Source organism: Chitinophaga oryzae (assembly GCF_012516375.2).
Taxonomy (GTDB): domain Bacteria; phylum Bacteroidota; class Bacteroidia; order Chitinophagales; family Chitinophagaceae; genus Chitinophaga; species Chitinophaga oryzae.
Genome location: NZ_CP051204.2, coordinates 332,592 through 355,666, shown reverse-complemented (window position 1 = coordinate 355,666; position 23,075 = coordinate 332,592). Strand labels below are relative to the sequence as shown.

Annotated in this window: 21 protein-coding genes; 8 read left to right on the top strand and 13 right to left on the bottom strand. The window is 50.6% G+C overall.

The window, feature by feature from the left end; all coding sequences use genetic code 11:
* Positions 1-64 precede the first annotated feature (64 nt).
* The gene (locus HF324_RS01510; protein ID WP_258539386.1) at positions 65-301 is read left to right on the top strand and encodes an Hpt domain-containing protein; all 237 of its coding nucleotides are present in this window, start codon (positions 65-67) and stop codon (positions 299-301) included.
* Here HF324_RS01510 and HF324_RS01505 read toward each other — a convergent pair whose 3' ends face one another.
* The 10 genes from HF324_RS01505 to HF324_RS01460 form a co-directional block, all read right to left on the bottom strand.
* The gene (locus tag HF324_RS01505; RefSeq protein ID WP_168808782.1) at positions 302-2,011 is read right to left on the bottom strand and encodes a sensor histidine kinase; all 1,710 of its coding nucleotides are present in this window, start codon (positions 2,009-2,011) and stop codon (positions 302-304) included.
* Positions 2,008-3,132 (bottom strand): sensor protein KdpD, encoded by a 1,125-nt coding sequence (locus HF324_RS01500; protein ID WP_168808781.1) that lies wholly within the window; start codon positions 3,130-3,132, stop codon positions 2,008-2,010. The genes HF324_RS01505 and HF324_RS01500 overlap by 4 nt, the downstream gene beginning before the upstream one ends.
* Before the next feature lie 6 nt (positions 3,133-3,138).
* Positions 3,139-4,227 carry a porin gene (locus HF324_RS01495; protein WP_168808778.1) on the bottom strand — a complete coding sequence of 363 codons (1,089 nt, stop codon included), beginning with the start codon at positions 4,225-4,227 and terminating at the stop codon, positions 3,139-3,141.
* A 55-nt stretch (positions 4,228-4,282) separates the two neighbouring features.
* Complete coding sequence (locus tag HF324_RS01490) at positions 4,283-4,846, bottom strand: K(+)-transporting ATPase subunit C (protein ID WP_168808776.1); 564 nt, start codon at positions 4,844-4,846, stop codon at positions 4,283-4,285.
* Between the two features lie 25 nt (positions 4,847-4,871).
* Positions 4,872-6,923, bottom strand: coding sequence for a potassium-transporting ATPase subunit KdpB (gene kdpB / locus HF324_RS01485; RefSeq protein ID WP_168808775.1), 2,052 nt, complete (start codon positions 6,921-6,923; stop codon positions 4,872-4,874).
* Positions 6,924-6,948: 25 nt separating this feature from the next.
* Entirely contained in the window at positions 6,949-8,664 is a 1,716-nt protein-coding gene (gene kdpA / locus HF324_RS01480) for a potassium-transporting ATPase subunit KdpA (protein WP_168808773.1), read from the bottom strand.
* A 49-nt stretch (positions 8,665-8,713) separates the two neighbouring features.
* Positions 8,714-8,791, bottom strand: coding sequence for a potassium-transporting ATPase subunit F (locus HF324_RS33830; RefSeq protein ID WP_078670327.1), 78 nt, complete (start codon positions 8,789-8,791; stop codon positions 8,714-8,716).
* 108 nt (positions 8,792-8,899) lie between these two features.
* Positions 8,900-9,241 carry a DUF7674 family protein gene (locus tag HF324_RS01470; RefSeq protein ID WP_168808771.1) on the bottom strand — a complete coding sequence of 114 codons (342 nt, stop codon included), beginning with the start codon at positions 9,239-9,241 and terminating at the stop codon, positions 8,900-8,902.
* Positions 9,242-9,498: 257 nt separating this feature from the next.
* Positions 9,499-13,239 (bottom strand): DEAD/DEAH box helicase, encoded by a 3,741-nt coding sequence (locus tag HF324_RS01465; protein WP_168808769.1) that lies wholly within the window; start codon positions 13,237-13,239, stop codon positions 9,499-9,501.
* Positions 13,240-13,666: 427 nt separating this feature from the next.
* The gene (locus HF324_RS01460; protein ID WP_246269375.1) at positions 13,667-14,572 is read right to left on the bottom strand and encodes an MBL fold metallo-hydrolase; all 906 of its coding nucleotides are present in this window, start codon (positions 14,570-14,572) and stop codon (positions 13,667-13,669) included.
* A gap of 85 nt (positions 14,573-14,657) precedes the next feature.
* Here HF324_RS01460 and HF324_RS01455 point away from each other — a divergent pair, with 85 nt between their 5' ends.
* A complete protein-coding gene (locus HF324_RS01455) occupies positions 14,658-15,545 on the top strand; it encodes a helix-turn-helix domain-containing protein (protein ID WP_168861796.1) in 888 nt (295 codons plus the stop codon).
* Between the two features lie 87 nt (positions 15,546-15,632).
* A complete protein-coding gene (locus tag HF324_RS01450; RefSeq protein WP_168861795.1) occupies positions 15,633-16,037 on the top strand; it encodes a DoxX family protein in 405 nt (134 codons plus the stop codon).
* A gap of 90 nt (positions 16,038-16,127) precedes the next feature.
* On the opposite strand, the gene HF324_RS01445 is transcribed toward HF324_RS01450, so the two are convergent.
* The 3 genes from HF324_RS01445 to gcvT all read right to left on the bottom strand — a co-directional run bounded on the left by HF324_RS01445 (position 16,128) and on the right by gcvT (position 18,640).
* Positions 16,128-16,850, bottom strand: a complete 723-nt coding sequence (locus HF324_RS01445; protein ID WP_168861794.1) for a 2-phosphosulfolactate phosphatase — start codon at positions 16,848-16,850, stop codon at positions 16,128-16,130.
* Between the two features lie 17 nt (positions 16,851-16,867).
* On the bottom strand, positions 16,868-17,341 hold the full coding sequence (locus HF324_RS01440; RefSeq protein WP_168808761.1) for an SRPBCC family protein: 474 nt from the start codon (positions 17,339-17,341) through the stop codon (positions 16,868-16,870).
* A gap of 210 nt (positions 17,342-17,551) precedes the next feature.
* Entirely contained in the window at positions 17,552-18,640 is a 1,089-nt protein-coding gene (gene gcvT / locus HF324_RS01435; protein ID WP_168808759.1) for a glycine cleavage system aminomethyltransferase GcvT, read from the bottom strand.
* 198 nt (positions 18,641-18,838) lie between these two features.
* Here gcvT and HF324_RS01430 point away from each other — a divergent pair, with 198 nt between their 5' ends.
* The 5 genes from HF324_RS01430 (at position 18,839) to HF324_RS01410 (ending at position 23,072) form a co-directional block, all read left to right on the top strand.
* Entirely contained in the window at positions 18,839-20,164 is a 1,326-nt protein-coding gene (locus HF324_RS01430) for a M28 family peptidase (protein ID WP_168861793.1), read from the top strand.
* A 128-nt stretch (positions 20,165-20,292) separates the two neighbouring features.
* Positions 20,293-20,688, top strand: coding sequence for a nuclear transport factor 2 family protein (locus HF324_RS01425; RefSeq protein ID WP_168808755.1), 396 nt, complete (start codon positions 20,293-20,295; stop codon positions 20,686-20,688).
* 11 nt (positions 20,689-20,699) lie between these two features.
* Positions 20,700-21,110: a hypothetical protein gene (locus HF324_RS01420; protein WP_168808753.1), complete on the top strand. Its 411-nt coding sequence runs from the start codon at positions 20,700-20,702 to the stop codon at positions 21,108-21,110.
* 12 nt (positions 21,111-21,122) lie between these two features.
* Complete coding sequence (locus HF324_RS01415) at positions 21,123-21,809, top strand: NUDIX hydrolase (RefSeq protein ID WP_168808751.1); 687 nt, start codon at positions 21,123-21,125, stop codon at positions 21,807-21,809.
* A gap of 357 nt (positions 21,810-22,166) precedes the next feature.
* Positions 22,167-23,072 carry an NUDIX domain-containing protein gene (locus tag HF324_RS01410; RefSeq protein ID WP_168861792.1) on the top strand — a complete coding sequence of 302 codons (906 nt, stop codon included), beginning with the start codon at positions 22,167-22,169 and terminating at the stop codon, positions 23,070-23,072.
* Positions 23,073-23,075: the final 3 nt, after the last annotated feature.

Here is a 23,075-nt window from a genome sequence, read left to right as displayed (position 1 = left end):
CGAAGATGAAGTAAAAATTGTACTGGAAGAGCTGGTGCTCACCATGCCCAATTACATCTCTCAAATGCGGCAATATATCGAGGAAAAAAACTGGCATGAAGTGGGTAATCTCGCGCACCAGCTGAAAGGCAACCTGGGCTTCGTTTCCATGCATGAAGCCGTACAGCTGGCGCATGAAATCAACAGGGGCGTCATTCTGGACAACAATTATGAGGAGATCTCCCGCAAAGCCGCGAGGATAGAAGAATTATTCAATCACTTTAAACCTGCTATTGAAGCGCACATCGCTACCTGCCCGTAATTATTGCGCCGCCGGCAATGTAAAATAAAACAGGCTGCCTTTGCCCTCTTCACTGGCAACACCGATTACACCGCCCTGCGCTTCGATAAACTCTTTGGAAATGGCCAGTCCAAGGCCATTTCCTTTATGCCCCTTTCCGCCGGGCACCTGGAAAAACCGCTCGAAGATCCGGTCACGGAAAGCCAGTGGTATCCCTTTCCCATAATCCTGTACGGAGAAAGATATCATGTTCGTGCCGGTATCCTCCACCTTCAGATCTATCGCTGATTTCAGGGTAGAATAACGAATAGCATTGGTCAGCAGGTTGATCAGCACCCAGGCGGTTTTTTCCACATCGGCCATCACCCGGGGCAATACCTCCGGAACATGCTGCCGGATAGTGATCTCCCGCTGGGCAGCCTGCTTCTGCACCGTGTCCAGCGCATACTGTACGATGTTTAAAGCGGTGACAGGCTGCGGCTGCAACTGTATATTGCCGCTCTCCACCTGCGAGAGGTCCAGCAACTCGCTCACAATCTTGATCATCCGCTGGTTGTCCTGCTTCATGCTTTCCAGCAACTCCCGTTGCTCCGGTTTCAATGTGCCGATACGTTCATCCTCCAGCAGCTTAATACTGAAGTCGGACGACGCCAGCGGTGTCTTTAATTCATGGGATATGGTTGCAATAAAATGTGTTTTGGCAAGGTCCTGCTCCTTAAAAGCGGTAATATTTTTAAGGATAACGACATAGCCTATACGGGTATCTTCATGGCGGATATCAGCCACTTCCTGCGTAAAGAAACATTCCTTGCCCTCCACAACGATCTTCAGCGGCACGTTCTCCCGGGGATTGATCAGGAAACGCAACAGGTCATTCTGCTTTGCAATCTCATCTGCAGAACGACCGATCAGTTCTTTTTCCGGTATACTCAGCAACTGCAACGCCTGCGCATTGGCAAACAGCACGGTGTTCTGCGTATCAAAACCAACGGTAGCGTCTTTCAGGCTGCTGATCACCGCTTCTGCACGTTGTTTTTCAAAAGTGATGCGGGCGATGTTACTATGCTCATATTCATCCAGCCGCTGGGCCATGGTATTAAAAGCGGTGGCCAGCTCCCCGAATTCATCATTGGATTTAAAATGCAACCGCTTACTGTATTGTTTATCGGAAATACCTTTAATAGCCTCGGTCAGCGCAACAATGGGGTCGGCGATATATCCGGGGAAATTGTACACGAAGGTGAAACCCAGCAGGAAACAAACCCCGCTGATGATAGCGATATATAACAAAGCATGATCGGCCGTCCGCTTTACCAGCTCGTTCTTCCCGACAATAGCGTTCATGTTGAGGTCCATGATGGTATAGATACCGCCTTTGATCGCCGCTACATCGGCAGGACTGGCCACGCTGTCTTTTCTCAGCTTTTCAAAGGTAGCCGTTACCGTAGCGGTGGCGGCACGCTCGCCGCGCTCGGTCACATTGGCCTGCTGTTGTTTCAGGTTAGTGGCAAACTGCTGCAGGGCCTGCGCCCGGTGTACCGGCAGGTCTTCCAGCGCTACCAGCATGTTCTTGGCATACTCCAGCGACTCATAGTTGTCTTTCAGGATGATCTTGGCCTTGTCTGTCAGCCGGTTCAGGTAATAATATCCCAGTACACTGACAATCAGCAGCATAATATAGAGGAACAACACCCCCAAAGTAATCTTCGTTTTTAACCTCAGTGTACTCATGACAGGATAATCAAATCTATGTCGTTGGAAGAAAGTGTTTTCAGCAGCTGGTTAAACAGGTTGGTCCGCAGGATGATCCGGAACAAACTGATGTGCGGTTTGCCAATGCATACGGTGGTGATCTGCTTATCCAGCGCTACGCGGATGATCGCATCTGAAATACGCCCGTCATGTTCCTGCACAACTTCCGCGCCTAATTCCGTGGCCAGCTTCAGGTTATTGATCAGGTGACGCTGCGCGGCCAGGGGGATCTTCTCTACGCTTTCCCGGGGTGTCTGTACATACAGCACATACCAGTCGGCGTGATAATAGGCCGCAAGGCGGGCGGTTTTCCGGATCACTTTACGGGCCACTTCATCGTTGGTGGAGATACAGGCGAGGAAAGACTCGTGGCGCATCTGCTGGCTGCGGGGAACCTCGGTTTCCACTTTTCTTTCCACCTGCGTAGCCACTTCTTTCAGCGCCAGCTCGCGCAACTGCAGGATTTTGTCTGCCTGGAAGAAGTTCCGCAGGGCCGTCTCTACTTTAGACTGATCGTAGATCTTTCCTTCTTTCAGACGGGTAATCAGTTCATCGGCAGTAAGGTCGATATTCACCACTTCATCGGCCATCTGCAGCATGCTGTCGGGCACCCGCTCTTTCACTTCCACGCCGGTAATGGCTTTCACCTCCTGGTTGATGCTCTCGATATGTTGTATGTTGACAGCCGAGATGACGCTGATGCCGGCGTTGAGCAGGTCTATCACGTCCTGCCAGCGCTTTTCGTTTTTGGAGCCGGGGATATTGGTATGCGCCAGTTCATCCACCACTACCCATTCCGGCGCCAGCAGCAGGATAGTGCTGAGGTCCATCTCATCCAGCATCTTGCCTTTATAGAAAACCTGCCTGCGGGGGATCGCAGGCAGGCCTTCCAGCAGGGCGTGTGTTTCCGTACGCCCGTGCGTTTCTATGTATCCGATCTGGATATTGATACCATTCCTCAACATGGCATGCGCTTCCTGCAACATGCGGTAAGTTTTGCCCACACCGGCACTCATGCCGATGTAAATCTTGAACTTACCCCGGCCGCTCCGGTTGGCCAGATCAAGGTAGTGTTGTACTTGTTGTTCTTTTTCTGTCATGATAAATTAAAACCACACTGCCAGCGATGCCGTTACAGCTGCATTGTTGTTTTTAAGATCTGTCCCTTTGATAAATGTTTTGTCCCTTCCGTTAAACATTTTTCCTTCTATACGAAACATCACATTGCTGACAGGGGTGAAATCAAGGTTAAGGGAATAACCGGTAGTCTGGAATCCATGCGGGGTATCGGTTGCAATCACCACGCCATCGGCATCGTTGAAATACTCCACTCTTCCTGCTGCCGCCAGTTTATCCGTGAAGGCATAACGGGCAATGACAATGGGCGTATACCAGTTGGACAAGTCACTGCTTCCTTTGGCTTTCTGTTGCAGACCATAATCTATCCCTGCTATCAGACTGAATTTATCTGTTATACCAAAGGTACCATAAAGGTTGTTAAAATAACGCATCCGGCGGGTGCTGTCGGGGAGATCGTTGCCTACATAAGTGCTCCAGTTCAGCAGTATTTTGCCGGTTGGTTTAAAGGTGATCTGTGTGCCGAAATTGGGGGTCTGGTTACCATCCACCCGTTTGATGCGCTGCCAGCCATTAAGGTACATAGCGGCGAATGACCATTTTTCATTCGGCGTCCAGGTAATTTTGGCGCCGGTTTCATAGTAGGGGGAGTTTTCAGCCAGCATACTGCGGGTGAGGGTATAGCAGTCTTTCCCGATAGCACTTTCAAAGCCAATGTGGGCGGGCATGATACCGGCATCGATCCACACATTTTTACCCACTCTTACGCCTGCATTCGCCTCATAAACGTACTGGAAAATAGATGGTTCGGCCGCCAGGTTGTACTGGGCGTAAGTACCCGCCATCAGCGCGATGTTACCGCGTACACGGTCGGAGTTATAGTTGGCTTTCAGCATGGCCAGGTTCAGGTTCAGCTCATTGTGACGGTTGAAATTATACAGAAAACCGGGCCTGGTATGATTGGCAGGCTGATTAAAATCATAACTGTAATAAGCTTCGGCATAACCGGAAAATGTCAGTTTACCTTTCTCTTTTTCTTTCTCTGTAGTTGGCTCCGTTTGGGCAAAAACGGTGATAGCGGCAGCCAGGACAGCCACCAGCAGTAAAATCTTCTTCATAAATTTTATATAGGTTAGATAGATTTCCGGTGATCGCTCACCGGAAACCCGTTATTTATTTTAACTCGTCGAGGGCGACGTTCAGTTTGAGCACGTTGACTGTAGAAGGGCCAAGCATCCCCAGCAGAGGCGCTTTGGTATTGGCGTCTATCAGCTGCTTCAGTTTTTCCGGTGCAATACCCCTGGCTTTGGCCACACGGGCAATCTGCACGTAAGCCGCAGCGGGGGAGAGGTGCGGGTCCAGGCCGCTGGCAGAAGCAGTCACCAGTTCAGCCGGGATATCTGCTTTTTTCACGTCCGGGTTGTGTGCCAGGAAAGTGTCTGTTCTCTCGGCCACGGTTTTCAGGTAGTCCGGGTTGCCGGGTGCCTTGTTGGAGCCACCGGAGCCGGCGGCATTATAGTCTACGGCGCTCGGACGGGACCAGAAGTACTTATCGTCGGTAAACTTCTGTCCTATATTTTCATACCCTACTACTTTTCCATTATGCGTTACCGTTACACCGCCGCCTTTACCGGCCGCCAGTTTAGCGACACCGGCAATAAAGAGCGGGTAGATGCCTGCCAGCAGTACCAGCAGGAGAACGGTCAGTTTGATAGAGGGCAGGAGATACTTTTTCATTTTCTTGATTTTTTATTTTCCCATTTTACTGCATAAAAAGAGCGATCAGCATATCAATCAGTTTGATACCGATGAAGGGGGCGATCACACCGCCCACGCCGTATATCAGCAGATTCCGGCGAAGCAGCGCGCTGGCGCCGATGGGCTTGTAAGCCACGCCGCGCAATGCCAGCGGAATCAGCATAGGAATAATGATCGCGTTGAAGATCACGGCGCTGAGAATAGCTGTCTCAGGGCTGTGCAGCTTCATGATATTGATACCCTGTAAAGCAGGGATAGAGGCTACGAAGAGCGCCGGTACGATGGCGAAGTATTTCGCCACGTCGTTGGCGATGGAGAAAGTGGTGAGGGTGCCGCGCGTCATCAGCAGCTGTTTGCCGATTTCCACGATCTCAATCAGTTTGGTGGGGTCGTTGTCAAGGTCCACCATGTTACCGGCTTCCTTGGCCGCCTGGGTACCGCTGTTCATGGCTACGCCCACATCGGCCTGGGCCAGGGCGGGAGCGTCGTTGGTACCGTCGCCCATCATGGCTACCAGCCGGCCTTCCTGCTGTTCCTTACGGATGTACGTCATTTTGTCTTCCGGTTTGGCTTCTGCGATGAAGTCGTCCACACCGGCTTTGGTGGCGATGTATTTGGCAGTGAGCGGGTTGTCGCCGGTGACCATCACGGTTTTTACGCCCATCTTACGCAGTCGTTCAAAACGTTCGCTGATACCGGGTTTGATGATATCCTGCAGTTCGATGACGCCCTGCACCTTACTGTTGAGAGCCACTACCAGCGGGGTACCGCCATCGCGGGAGATAGCTTCCACGCGGGCTTGTGTGTCTTCCGGAAAACGGAAGCCTTCTCTTTCGGTGAGCTTTTTAATAGCGTCATAAGCGCCTTTGCGGATACGGTTGCCATCAGCCAGATCGATACCGCTGCTGCGGGTTTCGGCGGTGAATTTCACGAGGCTGGCGCCGCTGACGGTCAGTTTGCTGACGATGTCTTTACCGGCCAGTTCCACGATGGACTTACCTTCCGGCGTTTCGTCAGACAGGGAGCTGAGGGCGCACAGCCGGATAAACTCTTCCGGTGCATGACCGTTGGAAGGGTAGAAGTTGGTGGCTTTACGGTTACCGATGGTGATGGTACCGGTTTTGTCCAGCAGCAGCACGTCGATGTCGCCGGCTGTTTCCACAGCTTTCCCGGATTTGGTGATCACATTGGCACGCAGGGCGCGGTCCATACCGGCAATACCGATAGCGGAGAGCAGCCCGCCGATGGTAGTAGGGATCAGGCAGACAAACAGGGAGATGAAAGCTGCGATGGTGATCGGTGTCTGCGCATAGTCCGCAAATGGTTTCAGGGTCACACATACAATGATGAACACGAGCGTGAAGCTGGCCAACAGGATGGTCAGCGCAATTTCGTTCGGTGTTTTCTGACGGCTGGCGCCTTCTACCAGGGCGATCATTTTGTCGAGGAACGATTCGCCTGGCTCGGTGGTCACCCGCACTTTGATATGGTCTGACAGTACCTTGGTACCGCCTACTACGCTGGATTTGTCGCCGCCGGCTTCGCGGATCACCGGTGCAGATTCACCGGTGATAGCAGATTCGTCGATACTGGCAAGGCCCTGAACGATCTCGCCATCGGCCGGGATGATATCGCCCGGGTCGCAAACGAAGATATCGCCTTTGCGCAGGGAGGAAGAAGAAACCACTTTCACTTCGTTGGTGAAAATCTCTCCTATCAGCTCTACTTTTTTGGCAGGTGTTTCTTCCCTGGTGCGGCGCAGGCTCTCTGCCTGCGCTTTGCCGCGTGCTTCTGCAATGGCTTCCGCGAAGTTGGCAAACAGCACGGTGAGGAAGAGTATGATAAAGACGGTGAAGTTATAAGCCGCACTGCCCTGGTCTGTGTTTTTGGTAAAGGCAGCGTACAGGGCAACGATCAGCATCACCACCGTACCCACTTCCACGGTAAACATCACCGGGTTTTTGATCATCAGTCTCGGATTCAGTTTCACAAAGGACTGCTTCAGGCTTTGCAGCACCTGCTCCTTCGGAAACAATGTATTATCTCTTTTCTTCATGGTAATTGTTCGTTATAGTTTATCATCAGTACAGGGAGAAATACTCTGCAATCGGGCCCAGCGCCAGTGCAGGGAAATAGGACAAAGCAGTCAGTACCACGATCACGGCAAACGTCATAGCGCCGAAAGTGATCGAATCTGTACGGAGGGTACCGGCAGATTCCGGGATGTGCTTTTTAGATGCCATAATACCCGCAATGGCCACAGGACCGATGATTGGCAGGAACCTGCCCAATATCAGCACAAAGCCGGTGGATACGTTCCAGAACACGTTGCCGTCGCCAAGGCCTTCGAAACCGGAACCGTTGTTGGCGTTGGCGGAAGTATATTCATACAGCATCTCGGAGAATCCATGATAGCCGGGGTTGTTCAACCAGGCTGACGGCTTCACGGCCCAGTCGGCCTCCGGGTGATGAGCCAGTACCCAGGAGGAGAGGGCCGTGCCCGCCAATATCAGGAAGGGTGACAGCAGCGTGATGATAGCGGCGATCTTCACCTCTCTGGCCTCCAGCTTATGTCCCATAAACTCAGGCGTACGGCCTACCATCAGACCGGAAATAAACACTGCGATGATGATAAAGATGTAATAGTTGAGAATACCCACGCCGCAACCGCCATAGAAACAGTTCAGCATCATGCCCAGCAGCTCCATCATACCGGTCATCGGCATGGTACTGTCATGGAAACCGCAGACAGAACCGGTGGAGATAATGGTAGTAACGGTGCTCCAGTAACCGGTGGCAGCAGGACCGAAGCGGACCTCCTTGCCCTCCATGGCGCCGGTGGCCTGTTGTATGCCCATGTGCGCTATAGCCGGGTTACCGTTTATTTCCGCCATCATGGTGGGTATCAGCAGGCATATCATCCCGATGGTCATCACCCCGAAAATGACGTAGGCAAACTTGCGGCGGTTGATAAACATCCCCAACGCAAATACCATGGCGATAGGGATCACCACCTGTGCCACCATTTCGGTCATCCAGGTAACATAGTTGGGGTTCTCCAGCGGATGTGCGGAGTTTACGCCAAACCATCCGCCACCGTTGGTGCCCAGGTGTTTGATGGCCACAAAACCGGCGGCAGGGCCGCGGGATACATTCACGGTATCGCCCTGCATCGTTACCACGGTGTCTTTACCGTCGAAGCTGGCAGGCGTACCATTAAACGCCAGTATCAGCGCTATGATAACGCAGAACGGTAAAAGGATGCGGGTGTTGGTCTTCAGGAAAATATCCCAGAAGTTGCCCAGTTTGGTGGTGGTCTTTTCCTTAAATGCTTTGAATACGACGATCAGTGCGGCGATACCGGTGGCTGCGCTCACAAACTGCAGGAAAGCCAGCACAAACAGCTGGGTGAGATAGGTGACGCCGGTTTCACCGGAATAGTGCTGCAGGTTACAGTTCACCAGGAAACTGATGGCGGTGTTAAACGCCAGGTCTGCCGACTGGCCCGGATTGCCATCCGGGTTCAGCGGCAGCTTGTCCTGGAACATCAGCATAAAAAAAGCATATACAAACCATACCAGGTTGATGGTCAGCAACGCTTTCAAATGTTCTTTCCAGGTCATTTCCTCTTTGGGATTGATCCCGGAAATCTTAAAGAACAGCCGCTCCATGGGAGCCATAAAGTCGGACCAGGTTTTTTCGCCTTTGAATACCTTTACGATATACCTCGCCAGTGGCCAGGCCAGTAGTAATGTTAGTCCATAGGTGGCAATAACGCCTAAAATTTCTGTTGTCATTTCTAATTAGTTAAAAGCATGTTGCATGCGGCCACAGATAAAGGCCGTCTCAGAATTTCTCCGGTTTCAGCAATACATATATCATGTAGCCGAAGACCAATATTGATAGCACGAATAAGGCGGTCATAACAGATTTGTTTATCAGATTTTTTCAAAATAATCGACAGAGGCAAAGAACAGGGCAAAGCAGGCCAGGCCCGCGAGTACCAGTAATACAGTCATCATAAAAATTGTTTTAAAGCGCTATTGTTTGTAAATGTTGAATCCTGACAGTTCTGAGAGAAGAAGGTAACATGTCCCTGTGATGCGTGCACAACAGGGGAGACAACGCATATACGAACACACTTTCAATCGCATTTCGCAACGCGCTGCTGCCGTTGCGGTACAATACGCCTGCAATGGTAAAACAACGCTTCACTTCCTGCAATTGTTCATGACGGATCATGTTGCCGGTATAGTCGGCAAACGTGTGGATCACTTTGCTCACTCTTTCTTTGGCCGTCAGTTGCTCCATAGGGAATGACAGGCCGGGGATCTGTAAACCGATCAATTGTGAGATTTTCGAGTCTGGTAACATGTGAATCAAATGTTTTGATACAATGACTGGCATACCAGCCGGATGCCAGTATTAAAAAGGGATTAAAAAATCTACATAATCGATTATAAATCAACCAAATAAAAAAATAAAAAATAACCCAATAAAAAAATAAAAACCGGAAACCATGCAGAATCTGAAGGGTCATTTCAAAAACGGAAGGGGGGTAGCTGCATAAAAAAAGCGCTTCCCGGGCGGGAAGCGCTGATCAATTTTTACAGTCGTGAAATTTAATTGCTTTAGCTGAACAGGTACAACACATCTTCTTTGGTCAGCTTCTTCACAAAGCCGCTATCATCGGAGATGATCTCTTTCACCAGCGATTTTTTACGTTCCTGTAACTGTAATATTTTTTCTTCAACCGTGTCTTTACAGATCATGCGGTAAGCGAAAATATTTTTCGTTTGCCCGATACGGTGAGTACGGTCTATCGCCTGTTGTTCCACGGCGGGGTTCCACCACGGGTCTACAATATATACATAGTCAGCCGCGGTGAGGTTGAGGCCCACGCCACCCGCTTTCAGGGAGATGAGGAACACCCGGCATTCATCGTTATGCTGGAAGTTCTGGATGGCTTTTTCACGCTCCATGGTAGAGGTGCTGCCATCGAAGTACTCGTACGGGATCTTCATGTGCTGCAGCCTTTCGCGGATGAGCCCCAGCATACCGAGGAACTGGGAGAACACCAGCACTTTGTGGTTGCCGATGTTTTCAGCGATCTCACGGGTAAGCTCATGCAGCTTCACGGAATGGTTAGGGTACTGTTCCGTATCGTTGAGGATGGCCGGGGAGTCGCATATCTGGCGCAGCTTCATCAGGCCCTGCAGGATGGTCAGCTGTGAACGTTCCATGCCCTGGTCTTCAATAACACCCAGGATCTTGGAGCGGTAGGTGTTCCTGTAGGCGTCATATATATGACGTTGTTCAGGGTCCATTTCACAGAAGATGACCGTCTCGATTTTATCCGGCAGGTCTTTCGCCACCTGTTCCTTGGTACGGCGGAGGATGAACGGATAAATCAGTTTACGCAGGTGTTCTTTCCTTTCTTCGTCCTGGAACTTGTCTATCGGCGTGGCAAACTCGTTGCGGAAGAAGTCCACGCTGCCCAGCATGCCCGGGTTCAGGAAGTTCATCTGTGCATAGATATCGAAAGTATTGTTCTGCATGGGCGTACCGCTCAGCGCCAGCCTGTTTTTGGTTTGCAGGAGCTGGGCCGCTTTGGTCACTTTGGACTGCGGGTTTTTGATGGCCTGTGATTCATCCAGCACCACATAGTCAAACTCCAGCTTCATCAGCGTCTGGATATCGCTGCGCAAAGTACCGTAGGTAGTGATGATCACATCGAATTTGGCCAGTTCTTCCGAATCTTTGATACGGGCAGGGCCATGATGGATATGGTGTTTGATTTCCGGTGTGAACTTGCGGATCTCATTTTCCCAGTTATAGATCAGGGTAGTGGGACATACCACCAGCGCCATACATTTTCCGCCGTTTTTGTTTTTGTAATACTGGAGGAAGGTAAGCGCCTGGATGGTTTTACCAAGACCCATGTCGTCCGCCAGGATACCGCCCCATTTGATCTCATCGAGATAATTGAGCCACTGGAAGCCGCTTTCCTGGTAAGGCCGCAGCGTAGCCTGCAGGTTATGCGGCAGGGAGATGTTACGGATCTCGTCGAACTGCAGCAGCTTTTTACGTTTCTGTTCCAGTTCTATCACCACCGCTTCATCGTCGATGAACTCGTACAGTTCATCGATCACGCTGAAGTTATATTTGCTGAGTTTAAGGCCTTTGTCTTTCTCTTCCCCTACCTTGAAGAGGAGCGAGTATTTGCGCAGCCATTCTTCCGGCAGGAGGCCCAGGGAGCCGTCTGCCAGCTGCACATAGTTCTGCTTGTTGGCCAGCGCGTTTTTAATGTCTTTGATGCTCACTTTCTGGTCGCCGTACAGTACTTCGATCTGTGCATCGAACCAGTCGATGCCGGAGCTGATCTGCAGGTTGGTGACCGGCTTGTGGGAGCTGAATTTGAAATTGCGCAGGTTGTCGAATCCGAATACCCGCACGTTCATTTCTTTCAGGGCGTCGAAGAAGAGGAAGAACCAGTTGTTCTTCAGGGCTTCTTTGGCGCGCAGGTAGAAATAGTGCTGGTTATCGTTCTGTGCGAAATTGGTATGCAGGGTGCGCAGGCGGCTGACAAAGGCGTCTTCCGCTGCCTTGTTGCGGCGGATGACCAGTACCTTGTTACCTTCCTGCACAGTGATTTTCTCTTCTTCGTTCCATTCCACTTCCTGTCCGCGGTAAGCGAAGCCGGGCTGGATGATGAAGGTTTCGCCCAGTTCTTTCAGGTACACGCGGCATTCCGGTTCGATGTCGGCCACCTCGGCAAGGAGTTCTTTATCGAAGCGGATATCGTACTGGCGGCTTAGCGGCAGCAGGTAGTCCCTGAGGTATACCGGCCATTCCTTGTTGGGAATTTTCAGTTTACCGCCATTCTGCTGGAAGAGTGCCACATGCAGGGCATCCTGCGGGCTTTCGAACAGGTACAGCGTATGCTGGTAAAGGAACAGCAGCGGGCTTTCCCAGTTGTTTTTGGAGACGTCGATCAGTTCCCCTTCGATAGACACGTAGCAGCTGATTTCCACGTTGGTGCTGCCGCTGTTGGTCTTGAGGACCAGCTTCAGCCTGTCGGCCCCTATCTGCAGGGGTTGCAGGTTTTTGGTTTTAAACTGCTGCCTGTTAGGGAGATGAAATACCAGTCCGTGTTCTGCCAGCTGCGGAAACAGTTTGGCCAGTTTGGGATGCAGGTATTCCAGCATCAGTTCTTTGGTTTCAGTAGGCAGCTCTTCCGCATTTTCGTGCGTAATATTTTCCCAGATGCCGGCAAACGGCGAGTTTTTGCTGAGGAACTTGCTGACTTCCGGGCCTTGCAGTTTACGGATGGGGGCGATGAGCTCCCGGTCCTTTTCCCGGTACTGGTAAAAGTCAACGTATTTGGTGAGGTCCAGTTTGCTGGCCAGTGATACGAAGGCGGTCTGCTCATCGTTCACCTCACCGCTGACGATATCTATTTTAAAATAAGGATATAATGTTTCGTTGGCATTGAATACCGCAGCCAGGCGTTGTGTCACCGTCAGGGTTTCTTCCGGTGGCGGCGGGGCCGTCTGCTGCTGTCTGCCGGCAGTGGCGCCGTCTACGCGCTTGATGGTAGGATCGAGTACGCGCAGGAAGGGTTTGCCGTCCATATAGGAGAAAGCAAATTTGCCGTCCAGGTCGTCTGTCAGGGAATAGCCATAGAGGGAGAGGAGTTTGTTTTTTTCCTTGTCCCAGTTGCGCAGCGTATCGAAATAAAACGGGCCGTTTTTCTGCAGCAGCTGCAGGAACAGCGCAGTTTTATGCACGCAGAGCGCATGAGCTGTTTCATCGCAGGTACAATGGGTATCGAAAAAACGTTCTTCATTGCGCTGGATGATCAGCGGGTATTCTTTTTTATCCAGCGTCAGCACGGCCTCTACCTTTTCATCTTTGGCGGATGAAATTTTGATGGGGTGCTGTTTCACGATCGCTTCCGCCTCTGCAATAATAGCGCTGGAGGTAAGCAGTTTGATCGTCTTAATATCGATGGATTTCATTTTGATCAGCGTATGCTGCTGATCAAATTGTGTTTCGAAGCTCTCGAAATGATTCTTGTCCAGCATTTCCTGAAGCTGGAACAGTGCTGCTGCCTCGTGCCGGCAAATGTCGCCCAGGTTATAGGGACACTGGCAACGGATAGACATACCGCTGGTTTCACCGTATTTGTTGATGGAAACCCGGTAGTAATTGGCATGCGTGTCACTTTTGACGCGGAAGGTCGCTGTTTTCAATACCGGGTCTGCTTCTATGAGCTCAACGCCCCCGGTAGAAAAAATACGCTTCCCCCTGCGGATCACTTCATCAGTGCCGTTATTGTAAACATATTTTAGCAAATGGGGCAGCGACATACTATTCGTTGTTGCCTGCTTTTAATATCCACGGGCGGGGGTAAATAAATATATCAAAAATCTTTAACCGCTGATAAAAAGGCAATCCACAAAAGTAAGCAGAAATCTTTAATAAACAGCGGGCAAAATGCCGGTAAAACGGTAATCCTTTGGTGGTGGCAACTTACCCGCGACCCGCCCGGACAGGGCGCCTTATTTGATATATGATTATTTTTATATTTAATTGTTTTAATGCGTTTTTACTAATACTATTTTACCATTGTTTATCAATCCATTACGATCACATCAATAAAAATTGATATAAAGAGCGGGAAAAATGGTTGCGGAGCCTGCTGTGAATGACCGGAGCGAAGGGAAGTAGGGACCGCAATGGATGGCGGCTACCGCAGTTAGCAGTAACCGCCATTTTATCGATCGAAAAAATCGTTTACCGTATATGCTGTATATACCGCTTCACGGAAAAATCCATCGCCTCTTTGGCGCCGGTACGCACATACTTGCCAAAAGCGCCGTACATGGCGTCGTACGCATAGGGCTTCACGGCATCGTCAATCACTTTTACCGCTGCGGCAGACAATGGAATATTATTAGGATAACTATACATAAAGGACATCGTTTTCCTGTCGGAAGAAACCTGGATCACATCGCCCACCAGCAGCATTCCTTTACCGGCTGGACTGTACAACACGTTCGCGCCCGGGAAGTGACCACCGCACAACACCAGCCTCATGCCATCCCAGAGGTCCAGTGTCTGGCCGTCCCACAGTTTGATAACGTCGTCATGCCGCCCCAGCCACGAGGCGTCGAGCTTGTGTACATATACGGGCGCATGGCCGAAGGCATGGCTCCACTCCACAATGGTGGAAAAATAGTGCGGGTGGGACAACGCGATAGCGCGGATACCACCCAGTCTTTGTATGATATCTATCGTAGAGGCGTCGAGGTTAGCGATGCAGTCCCACAGGATATTGCCATTAGGCGTTATCAACAGGTGGGCCCGCTGCCCGATGGCGAAATCAGGCGTGCTGTAGATGGCGTACAGATCAGGCGCCACCAGTTCTATAACATTTTTGTGTTTCTTCTGTATCTGTTCGAAGGTAGTCCAGCTTTGCCCGGACGGGTTCACATACTGCCGTTCATCTTCGCAAACAGGGCAATGCGCCGGGGCTTCGGCAGTGGCATCGTATTGTATGCCGCAGGTTACACAGATATAATGTTTCATGTCTTTCGGTTTATCTGCAGGAAGGTAGGGCATTTTTGATAAAAGCGGAAGCCCTGCCATCGCCAGTCCGCTCTGTTTAAGCCATGCCCTTCTTGAATGTTCTTGTGCCATGGTATACTTGTTTTGAGATACAAAAGTAGCCCCGGCCGGCGCCCCGCTCAAGGGACATACCCGACAAATACTTGTACATTTGAACATGCAATCACCCATTCCTCAACACCGGATCAACGAGGGCGTGACCACATTGGTGTCTACGCCGGTCAAACATGTGCTGATCGCCGGTTTTGACGAGACCGGAAAAATAATACCCCGGCAATATCCGCACCGGCACACGTATTACGAGATCCTGTTGCTGCACAGCAGCAAAGGCATACATTATATCGACTTTCAGGCATGGCCTTTTAACGGAGCAGTGGTTTTCCTGCTGTCACCGGAACAGGTCCATCAGCTGGACAGAGAGGCCTCCACCGGTTATTCCCTGAAATTTGACCCTTCTTTTTTCACCAGCGGCAATGATCCCGACAGCCAGTTGCTGGGGCATTTCCTGTTCGACAATATGCAGTCCTATCCTGTTATTCCGCTGGAGCCCGCAGACCTCGCGCGGCTGGAAAACCTGATGAACATTGCCCGGGAGGAATATGACCAGGCCACAGAAGACACCACGCCCATTCTCTTTTCCTATGTCCGCGTGCTGCTGATGGAGATTATGCGCATCCGCAGACGGCAGCTGTCCGAGCCGCACCTGTTGCCCGGTCAGCCACAGACGCAATTGTTGCAGTTTAAGCAGCTGCTGCATCAACATTTCCATGAACTGCATGAGGTGCAGGACTACGCCGCCCGCTTGCATATCACCCCGCGGCAGCTCAATGCGCTCACTCAGAAGCTGACCGGTAAAACAGCCGGCGCCCTCATCAAAGAGCGGGTGTTGCTGGAAGCGAAACGGTTATTGTTTTTAAATGAATTGACCGTGAAGGAGGTAGGCTACCGGATCGGATTTGAGGACCCGGCTTATTTTACGCGCTTCTTCAAAAAGAATACGGGCAAGTCTCCGCAGCAGTTCCGCGAGATGTCCCAGCCGGTATAAATGTACACGACAAACGTTTTTTTATCCATGGACATCCGCGTTTGCGGACACTGGTTTTGTGTCTTCATTTTTTTAAACACACTCAACATGAAAGACAACAAACAACTTGCGTTTCTCGTATTACGTATAGGTATTGGCGTATTATTCGTCGTTTTCGGCATACAGAAAATCATGGGAGGTCCTGCAGTGTGGGAGTTCCTGGGCGGTACGCTGAAAAGGGCGGGCATCAGCCAGTGGCCGGTTTTCCGGGGCTTTATGGCCGCGCTGGCGGAACTGCTGGGTGGTATTGCGCTTATTACCGGTTTCTTTATCCGGCCGGCGGGTATTGCGCTGCTGTTCACCATGGTGATAGCCTCCCTGTTTAAAATCAGCTCCGGCGCTCCTTTCGCGAACGTCGCGTTTCCGCTGTCTATGATCGTGGTATTTGCGGCATGTATTGCGGGCGGTAAAAATATTTTGGGATTTTGGGATTTTGAGATTTTGGGATTTTGAGATTTATAGGACATTTTGCTATTGCGAAATTCTCAATGAAAAATGTTCCTATAAATCCCAAAATCAAAAAATCAAAAAATTCCTAAATCTCTAAATCCCCACCAGCTCTCCGTTTCTGAAGATGGGCAGCACATTGGCGCCGTCAGGCGTGAGGCAGTAAGCAATATCTTTCTCCAGCCCGTATTTAGCGAGGCGCTGGTAGTGGGAGGCCTGCCGCATGTAGGTATAGATATCTCCTTTTGTAGCGTCGTACAGCGTTTCTGCGGCAATAGCAGAATCACAGTTAACATCAAAATGTTCGCGGATGCGGCTCACCACGGCGCCGGCGAAGAGGGTGTCTTCCATATTGACACGGTCTTTCCAGGCGGCGCAGCCGAGGACCACGTTTTGTCCCTGTGCGGCCAGGTAGTCGCATACGGCGCTGATATTGGGAAAGGAGCCGGTAACGATCCCGATGGCGTCTTTGGCCATGTGCAACAGTTTCGTTCCGTTGGTGGTAGTCAGTACCAGTGTTTTATTTTCGATAAACTCCCGGGGATATTCAAAAGGAGAGTTACCGTGCACCAGTCCTTCTGCCACTTTACCATCGCGCTCGCCGGCGGTGATACCGCCTATCGCGCGGCCGATGTTCACACATTCTTCCACAGTGGCTACCGGTATTACGCTCGTTGCTCCATTGTACAGGGCGGTGCAGATAGTAGAGGTAGCGCGCAGTACATCGATGATGACTACGATGCTGTTTTTCACATCATAGAGATGTAATAAAGCCGGGGATAAACATACTTCCAGGCTGGGTTTGTTGCTAGTTGTCATTCAATTGCATTTATGCATTAATCAAGGACGACTCTCCACTTTTCGCTCTCCGCATAGTCCTTAATAACATCATTCCGGTGTTTCAGCAGGCGGGTCATGTATTTTTTGAGATAAAACCGTTCAAACATCCGCCCGAACCAGCCGTAGGGAGTGCCAAAATCCATGATATCGATCATTACGGTACCGTTACCTATTTCCTTGAAATGGTGCTCATGTTTCAGATGGGTAAAATCTCCTTCCGTCATTTCGTCGGTAAAATGTTCTCCTTCCTTCATGGCAGTGATCTTCGTTGTCAGTTCCCGTATTTTTCCGATGTGTTTGGCGCGCCAGGTGACTGTTTCGTTCAACCGGATCAGACCATTGGTCCGGCCCTTGACGGCTTCTTCCTGCATGTGTGACATGCTGCGTTTATGCAGGGTAATACTCCGGCTCAGGTCATACACCCTCTCTAACGGCGCATGGATAACGGTAGTCAAATGAATAGTAGGCATAGATATGGCAATAAATAAGTTCTCGTCACGCAAAGGCGCAAAGCAACAAAGACGCAAAGAAGAAACATAGGAAAAGAGAACAAAAGCAAAGAACAAACATTTGTTCCTTTGTTTACTGTTTTAATCTCTTTAACTCCTTTGCGTCTTTGTTGCTTTGCGTCTTTGCGTGATGCTTTGCGTGCCTAAGTTAATAACTTTCACCCGCTATTCCTAGCCGAGGAAAGGCACTTTCACCACTTTTGCTTTCAGTGCTTTGTCTCTTACGGCGATAAATATCTCGCTGTCCAGGGCGGCATGGCTTGTTTTCACGTAGCCCAGACCGATAGCCTTGCCTAAAGAAGGGGATTGGGTACCGGAGGTAACACGGCCAATCACATTGCCAGCGGCGTCTTTGATTTCATAGTCATGACGGGCGATGCCTTTGTCCACCATTTCGAAGCCTACCAGTTTCTGGGACACCCCTTCTGCTTTCTGTTTTTCGAAGATAGCGCGGGAGGGGAAGTCTTTGGTGAATTTGGTGATCCATCCCAGGCCGGCTTCCATCGGGGAGGTACGGTCGTCGATGTCGTTACCGTACAGGCAGAAGCCCATTTCCAGGCGGAGGGTGTCGCGGGCGCCCAGGCCGATGGGTTTCAGACCTTTAGGGCCGCCAGCAGCGAAGATAGCGTCCCAGATTTTGTCTGCTGCGCCGTCTTTGTCTTCGAAATAAATTTCGATGCCGCCCGCGCCGGTGTAACCGGTAGCGCTGATCACCACGTTCGGAACACCTGCAAAAACGCCTTTGGCGAAAGTGTAATATTTCAGGTTGACGATATCTACTTCTGTCAGGGGCTGCAGGATGCTGGTGGCGTTAGGTCCCTGGATGGCCAGCAGGCAGGTTTTGTCGGAAATATCATGCATTTCCACCCCTTTGGTGTTGAACTGGCTGATCCAGTTCCAGTCTTTTTCAATATTGCTGGCATTCACCACCAGCATATACACGTTGTTTTCTTCAATGCAATATACCAGCAGGTCGTCTACCAGGCCGCCTTCGTTGTTGGGCAAAGAGCTGTACTGGGCTTTGCCGGCAGTCAGTTTGGAGGCGTCGTTGGTAGTCACCCGTTGAATCAGGTCCAGCGCATTTTCACCTTTCAAAATAAACTCACCCATATGGCTCACGTCAAACACACCGGCGTTGGTACGTACCGCCTGGTGCTCGTCATTGATGCCCGTATAGGAGATTGGCATGTTGTAACCCGCAAAAGGAGCCATCTTGGCGCCCAATGCAATGTGCTTCTGTGTAAAAGGTGTGTTTTTCATACTTTGTTTTTAAAACGGGGCAAAAATAGGGATTTGCCTTTTATGAAAGATAAACCGCTCCCGGCGAATGACCGTTTTCAGACCAATATCATATTAAACATACTTGAAATGCAACAGGAGCTTAAAAAAGAACTTGCCCCGGTTGCGCTATTAGCAGGGGGTAATTCGTAATTTTGCACCAGACCCAAAAAAGATTGCGTGAAAAAGATAACCTGGCTGTTACCACTGGTATGTACTACCTTGTTCGTAGGTGCACAGAAAAAAAATGACCGGAAAACCCTGTCCAATCTGCAAACGCATGTCACCTACCTCTGCAGCGACAAGCTGGAAGGCCGCCAGACCGGCGCCCCCGGCGAACAACTGGCCGCTGCCTATCTTTCTTCCCAACTCGAACAAACAGGCGTCAGCCCCAAAGGGGACAACGGCTTCCTGCAGACCTTCACCATCCGCGAAGGACGCGAACCGGACAACTGCACGCTGAACCTTAACCATCAAAAGCTGGTTCCGGGCAAACAGTTCATCGCATTGCCCTTCAGCGCCGGTAAAAGCGCCAAAGGCGAAGTACTCCCCGCGGTCAACGAACCGGATAATATCTGGTTAATAAATGTTAAAGAAATAGAAGCCGACCCCAATAAAAGCAGGATGGAACTGTATCTCCGGGAAACGGAGGTGGCAGCTAAATCCGGCGCTTCCGCCGTTATTTTCTACAACGGACAGGAAACACCCGCGGAAGTCAGCAGCTGGCACAAACAATCCGTCAAATCCGCCGGCATCCCCGCCGTCTGGGTCAGCAGCGACATCAGCAAAATACTCGGCAACGACGACGCCAACGCTTTCCAGATCGATATGAAAATCGCCTTCAAAGCGGTAAAAGTCACCGGCACCAATGTGATCGGCTATATCGACAACAAAGCGCCCAAAACCGTGATCATCGGGGCACATTACGACCACCTCGGCAAAGGCGAAAACAATACGATCTACCCCGGCGCCGATGACAATGCCAGCGGCACCGCCGCCCTGCTGGAACTGGCCCGGCTGCTCAAATCCGCCCGCCTCAAAAACCACAACATCGCTATCATCGCTTTCTCCGGTAAGGAAGAAGGCCTGGCAGGTTCCGCCTGGTTTACGGCCCACAGCGGAGGCATCGATCTCTCGCAGGTGAACTATATGATTAATATGGACATCATCGGCGACCTGGACGCCTCCAGGGGCGTACAGATCGGCGGCATCAGCTCTTCCGCCGGATGGCCCGCCATCATCGGCAGCGTAGCCGCCAAAGACACCAAAGTCGTTTACGACTCCACCGGCGCCGGCACTTCAGACCACCTTTCCTTTTATAAAAAGAACATCCCCGTTCTCTACTTCTACACCAACGCCCATAAAGGCACTCCCGAACCCGGCGATAAACCGGACAAACTCAACTACGACGGCACACTCACCGTCCTCAAACTGGTGTACGATATCATCGGCAAAACGGATAATATGGAAAAACTGGCGTTCAGCGCCACTACCGCCAGAAAATAAATCCCGCCGCTCACATCGTTTTACATGAGCAGGAATGAGTTACATTTACACGAATTTTATAAATTCGCAGATTGCATCGCGTACATACGCCCTGCTTTATTTGTTATTCATTCAACGCATCCCTGTAAATGGACGAAAAACTGGCCCTCGTATACCGGTATTTCCAACTGCTCGAAAACTTTTCAGCAGATCCGGCCGAGTTTGCCAATATCTTTCATCCGGGCGTTATTCAGACAGAATATCCCAACCAGTTGTCAGCCGAAGTCAAACAAAGGAATTTTGAACTCATGCTCGACAGTATGGCCACCAATAAACTGATCCTGAAATCCCAGCATTACAGCGTACTGAAAGCGGTACAAAACGGCAATACCCTTGTAGTGGAAGCCAACTGGACCGGGGAAATAGGCGTAGATGCGGGCAAATACAGAAGGGGACAGGTGATGAAAGCTTTCATCTGTACCGTCATCGAATTCCGCGAAGGAAAAATATACCGGCAGCGCAATTACGGCTGCTACGAACATTAAAGCCACTTATCATGAAAATATTATTATCCGTCCTGACCGCCGCCACCTGCCTGCTCTTTGCGTGTAACCCTACCCGTAATGACCACCAGGTAAATAAAGACGCCTATGATGTGATCACAGAGAAAAGTTATGTATACCGGGAATTCAAGCCGGCCGCCAGCCCGGAGATGGACTCCGCACTGCGCTTGCGCAAGGAAATCACCGACTACCTGGATCAGCAGGGCTTTAAGCCTCACATCGCCGGGAAAGACAGCCTGCTGTTCCGCAGGACCAACGGCCTCGAAGTAATGATCGAGATGCCTGCTCCGCAGGACGTATGGTCCATGAATACCATTATCGTATTCGATCCGGTGAAAAACCCGTTATTCGTAAATTTACACAAGGGCACCGCCCAGGTTGAAAACTATATTAAAGCAAAATAATCCGTTAGCAGTTTGCCAGTAGTACAAAACATCAGGTTAACCGTAGACGCGGTCGTATTCGGATATATCCCCAGGGAAGGCATCGTTGTGCTGTTGATCAAACGCACTATAGACCCGTATCTGCACAGCTGGGCGCTGCCCGGCGGATTCGTGCTGGACGCCGAATCCCTCGAAACGGCCGTTACCCGGGAACTGCTGACCGAAGCCGGCGTGAATATCAACTACCTCGAGCAACTGTACACCTTCGGCCTGCCGGGCCGGGACCCCAGAGGGAGAGTGGTGTCCGTTGCCTACTTCGGCCTGGTAAACCCCACCAACTTCAAACTGGCGGCCAGCTCCGACGCAGAAGACGCCTCCTGGTTCAATATCAAGGAACTGCCGTCCCTCGCCTTCGACCATGCCACCATTATAGATGTAGCCGTTCAAAGGCTCCGCAATAAAATCCGTTATGAACCCATCGGCTTTGAACTGCTGGATAAAAAATTCCCCATCGCCGACCTGGAAAAACTTTATGAAACACTGCTGGACCGGCCCATCGATCGCCGGAACTTCCAGAAAAAAATAAATCACCTCGGCATCCTGATCGCCCACAACGAAAAACAAAAACAAGTGTCACAAGGCCGCCCCGCCAAACTTTTCAGCTTCAATGAAGAACAGTATTTTAAGCTGAAGAAGGAAGGAATGGCGTTTGAGATTTAGGGATTTTTTGATTTTTGGTTTTTTGATTTCGGGAAGCATATAATAATGACCTGGGGCTGCTGGGCATGGGAGAGTCATCAATAGAGCGCTATCGATTGCGGACTATACCGGCCGGCCAAGCCCATGCGTCACAAAAGGAACTATTTCCTCAACCGCAAAAACAAAATGTTTACTGGCACCACAGAATGATCAGCCTATAAAATCAGCAAAGGGGATGAGAAACAAAAGACCGCCAATCTATTTAAATAATTATAAATCAATCATTTAAAATATTTTGTGTATTTTTTACAAAAAATATTTTGCTGATATTATTTCCCTTCATACATTTGTGTAACAAATACACAAAATAGCTCGGATATGCAAACAACAAAGCCCACAGGAGTTATTATAGCCCGGTTTCAGACACCTTCCCTTCATGAAGGTCACCTTGAACTGATCCGGCAGGTGAAAATGAAACACAACCGTGTACTGATCATCCTCGGCGTCAGCCCCGTAAAAGGCAGCCGTAAAAACCCGCTCGACTACTACACCCGCGAGCGCATGATCAAACAACAGTTCCCCGAAATCATTATTCTTCCCCTGAGCGATCAGAAATATGATACCATCTGGTCCAAAAAGCTGGACGAACTGCTGCACAACAACTTTCCGCACGAAACTTTCGTCCTCTACGGCAGCCGCGACAGCTTCATGGGCACCTATTCCGGCCGCTACCCCACAGAAGCGCTGCCGCCGGTGAAAGACTACAACGCTACCGCCATGCGGGAAGCCTTGTCTGATAAAGTATTTGACACCGAAGAGTTCCGCGCCGGCATCATCTACAACACCTATAACCTCTTCCCCGCCGTATATGCCACCGTGGACATCGCCCTGTTCAGAAACAACAAACAACAGCTGCTGGTAGGCCGCAAACCCAACGAAAACAACTGGCGGCTGCCCGGCGGATTCTCCGACCCCACCGACGAATGCTTCGAAACGGCCGCCGCAAGGGAACTCCGGGAAGAATGCGGCAACGTGGAGACCAGCGCCATGGAATATGTAGCCTCCGTGAGAATAGACGACTGGCGCTACCGCTCCGAAACAAATAAAATCATTACCACCCTCTTCGCTACAGACCTGCTCTACGGCGAGCCGGCAGCCGGCGACGACCTGGCGGAAGTACGGTGGATAACGGTAACGGATATACCGGAACTGATCAAAAAACAAGAACTCGCTGACACACACCTCCCGTTGTTTCAACGCCTGGTTGACAAATATGCTAAATAAGAA

Bases quoted from the DNA above. Each gene is read 5' to 3' on its own strand.
- HF324_RS01510 (WP_258539386.1), top strand. From the start codon at position 65: ATGCGGCAATATATCGAGGAAAAAAACTGGCATGAAGTGGGTAATCTC.
- HF324_RS01505 (WP_168808782.1), bottom strand. From the start codon at position 2,011: ATGAGTACACTGAGGTTAAAAACGAAGATTACTTTGGGGGTGTTGTTC.
- HF324_RS01500 (WP_168808781.1), bottom strand. From the start codon at position 3,132: ATGACAGAAAAAGAACAACAAGTACAACACTACCTTGATCTGGCCAAC.
- HF324_RS01495 (WP_168808778.1), bottom strand. From the start codon at position 4,227: ATGAAGAAGATTTTACTGCTGGTGGCTGTCCTGGCTGCCGCTATCACC.
- HF324_RS01490 (WP_168808776.1), bottom strand. From the start codon at position 4,846: ATGAAAAAGTATCTCCTGCCCTCTATCAAACTGACCGTTCTCCTGCTG.
- kdpB (WP_168808775.1), bottom strand. From the start codon at position 6,923: ATGAAGAAAAGAGATAATACATTGTTTCCGAAGGAGCAGGTGCTGCAA.
- kdpA (WP_168808773.1), bottom strand. From the start codon at position 8,664: ATGACAACAGAAATTTTAGGCGTTATTGCCACCTATGGACTAACATTA.
- HF324_RS33830 (WP_078670327.1), bottom strand. From the start codon at position 8,791: ATGACCGCCTTATTCGTGCTATCAATATTGGTCTTCGGCTACATGATA.
- HF324_RS01470 (WP_168808771.1), bottom strand. From the start codon at position 9,241: ATGTTACCAGACTCGAAAATCTCACAATTGATCGGTTTACAGATCCCC.
- HF324_RS01465 (WP_168808769.1), bottom strand. From the start codon at position 13,239: ATGTCGCTGCCCCATTTGCTAAAATATGTTTACAATAACGGCACTGAT.
- HF324_RS01460 (WP_246269375.1), bottom strand. From the start codon at position 14,572: ATGGCACAAGAACATTCAAGAAGGGCATGGCTTAAACAGAGCGGACTG.
- HF324_RS01455 (WP_168861796.1), top strand. From the start codon at position 14,658: ATGCAATCACCCATTCCTCAACACCGGATCAACGAGGGCGTGACCACA.
- HF324_RS01450 (WP_168861795.1), top strand. From the start codon at position 15,633: ATGAAAGACAACAAACAACTTGCGTTTCTCGTATTACGTATAGGTATT.
- HF324_RS01445 (WP_168861794.1), bottom strand. From the start codon at position 16,850: ATGACAACTAGCAACAAACCCAGCCTGGAAGTATGTTTATCCCCGGCT.
- HF324_RS01440 (WP_168808761.1), bottom strand. From the start codon at position 17,341: ATGCCTACTATTCATTTGACTACCGTTATCCATGCGCCGTTAGAGAGG.
- gcvT (WP_168808759.1), bottom strand. From the start codon at position 18,640: ATGAAAAACACACCTTTTACACAGAAGCACATTGCATTGGGCGCCAAG.
- HF324_RS01425 (WP_168808755.1), top strand. From the start codon at position 20,293: ATGGACGAAAAACTGGCCCTCGTATACCGGTATTTCCAACTGCTCGAA.
- HF324_RS01420 (WP_168808753.1), top strand. From the start codon at position 20,700: ATGAAAATATTATTATCCGTCCTGACCGCCGCCACCTGCCTGCTCTTT.
- HF324_RS01410 (WP_168861792.1), top strand. From the start codon at position 22,167: ATGCAAACAACAAAGCCCACAGGAGTTATTATAGCCCGGTTTCAGACA.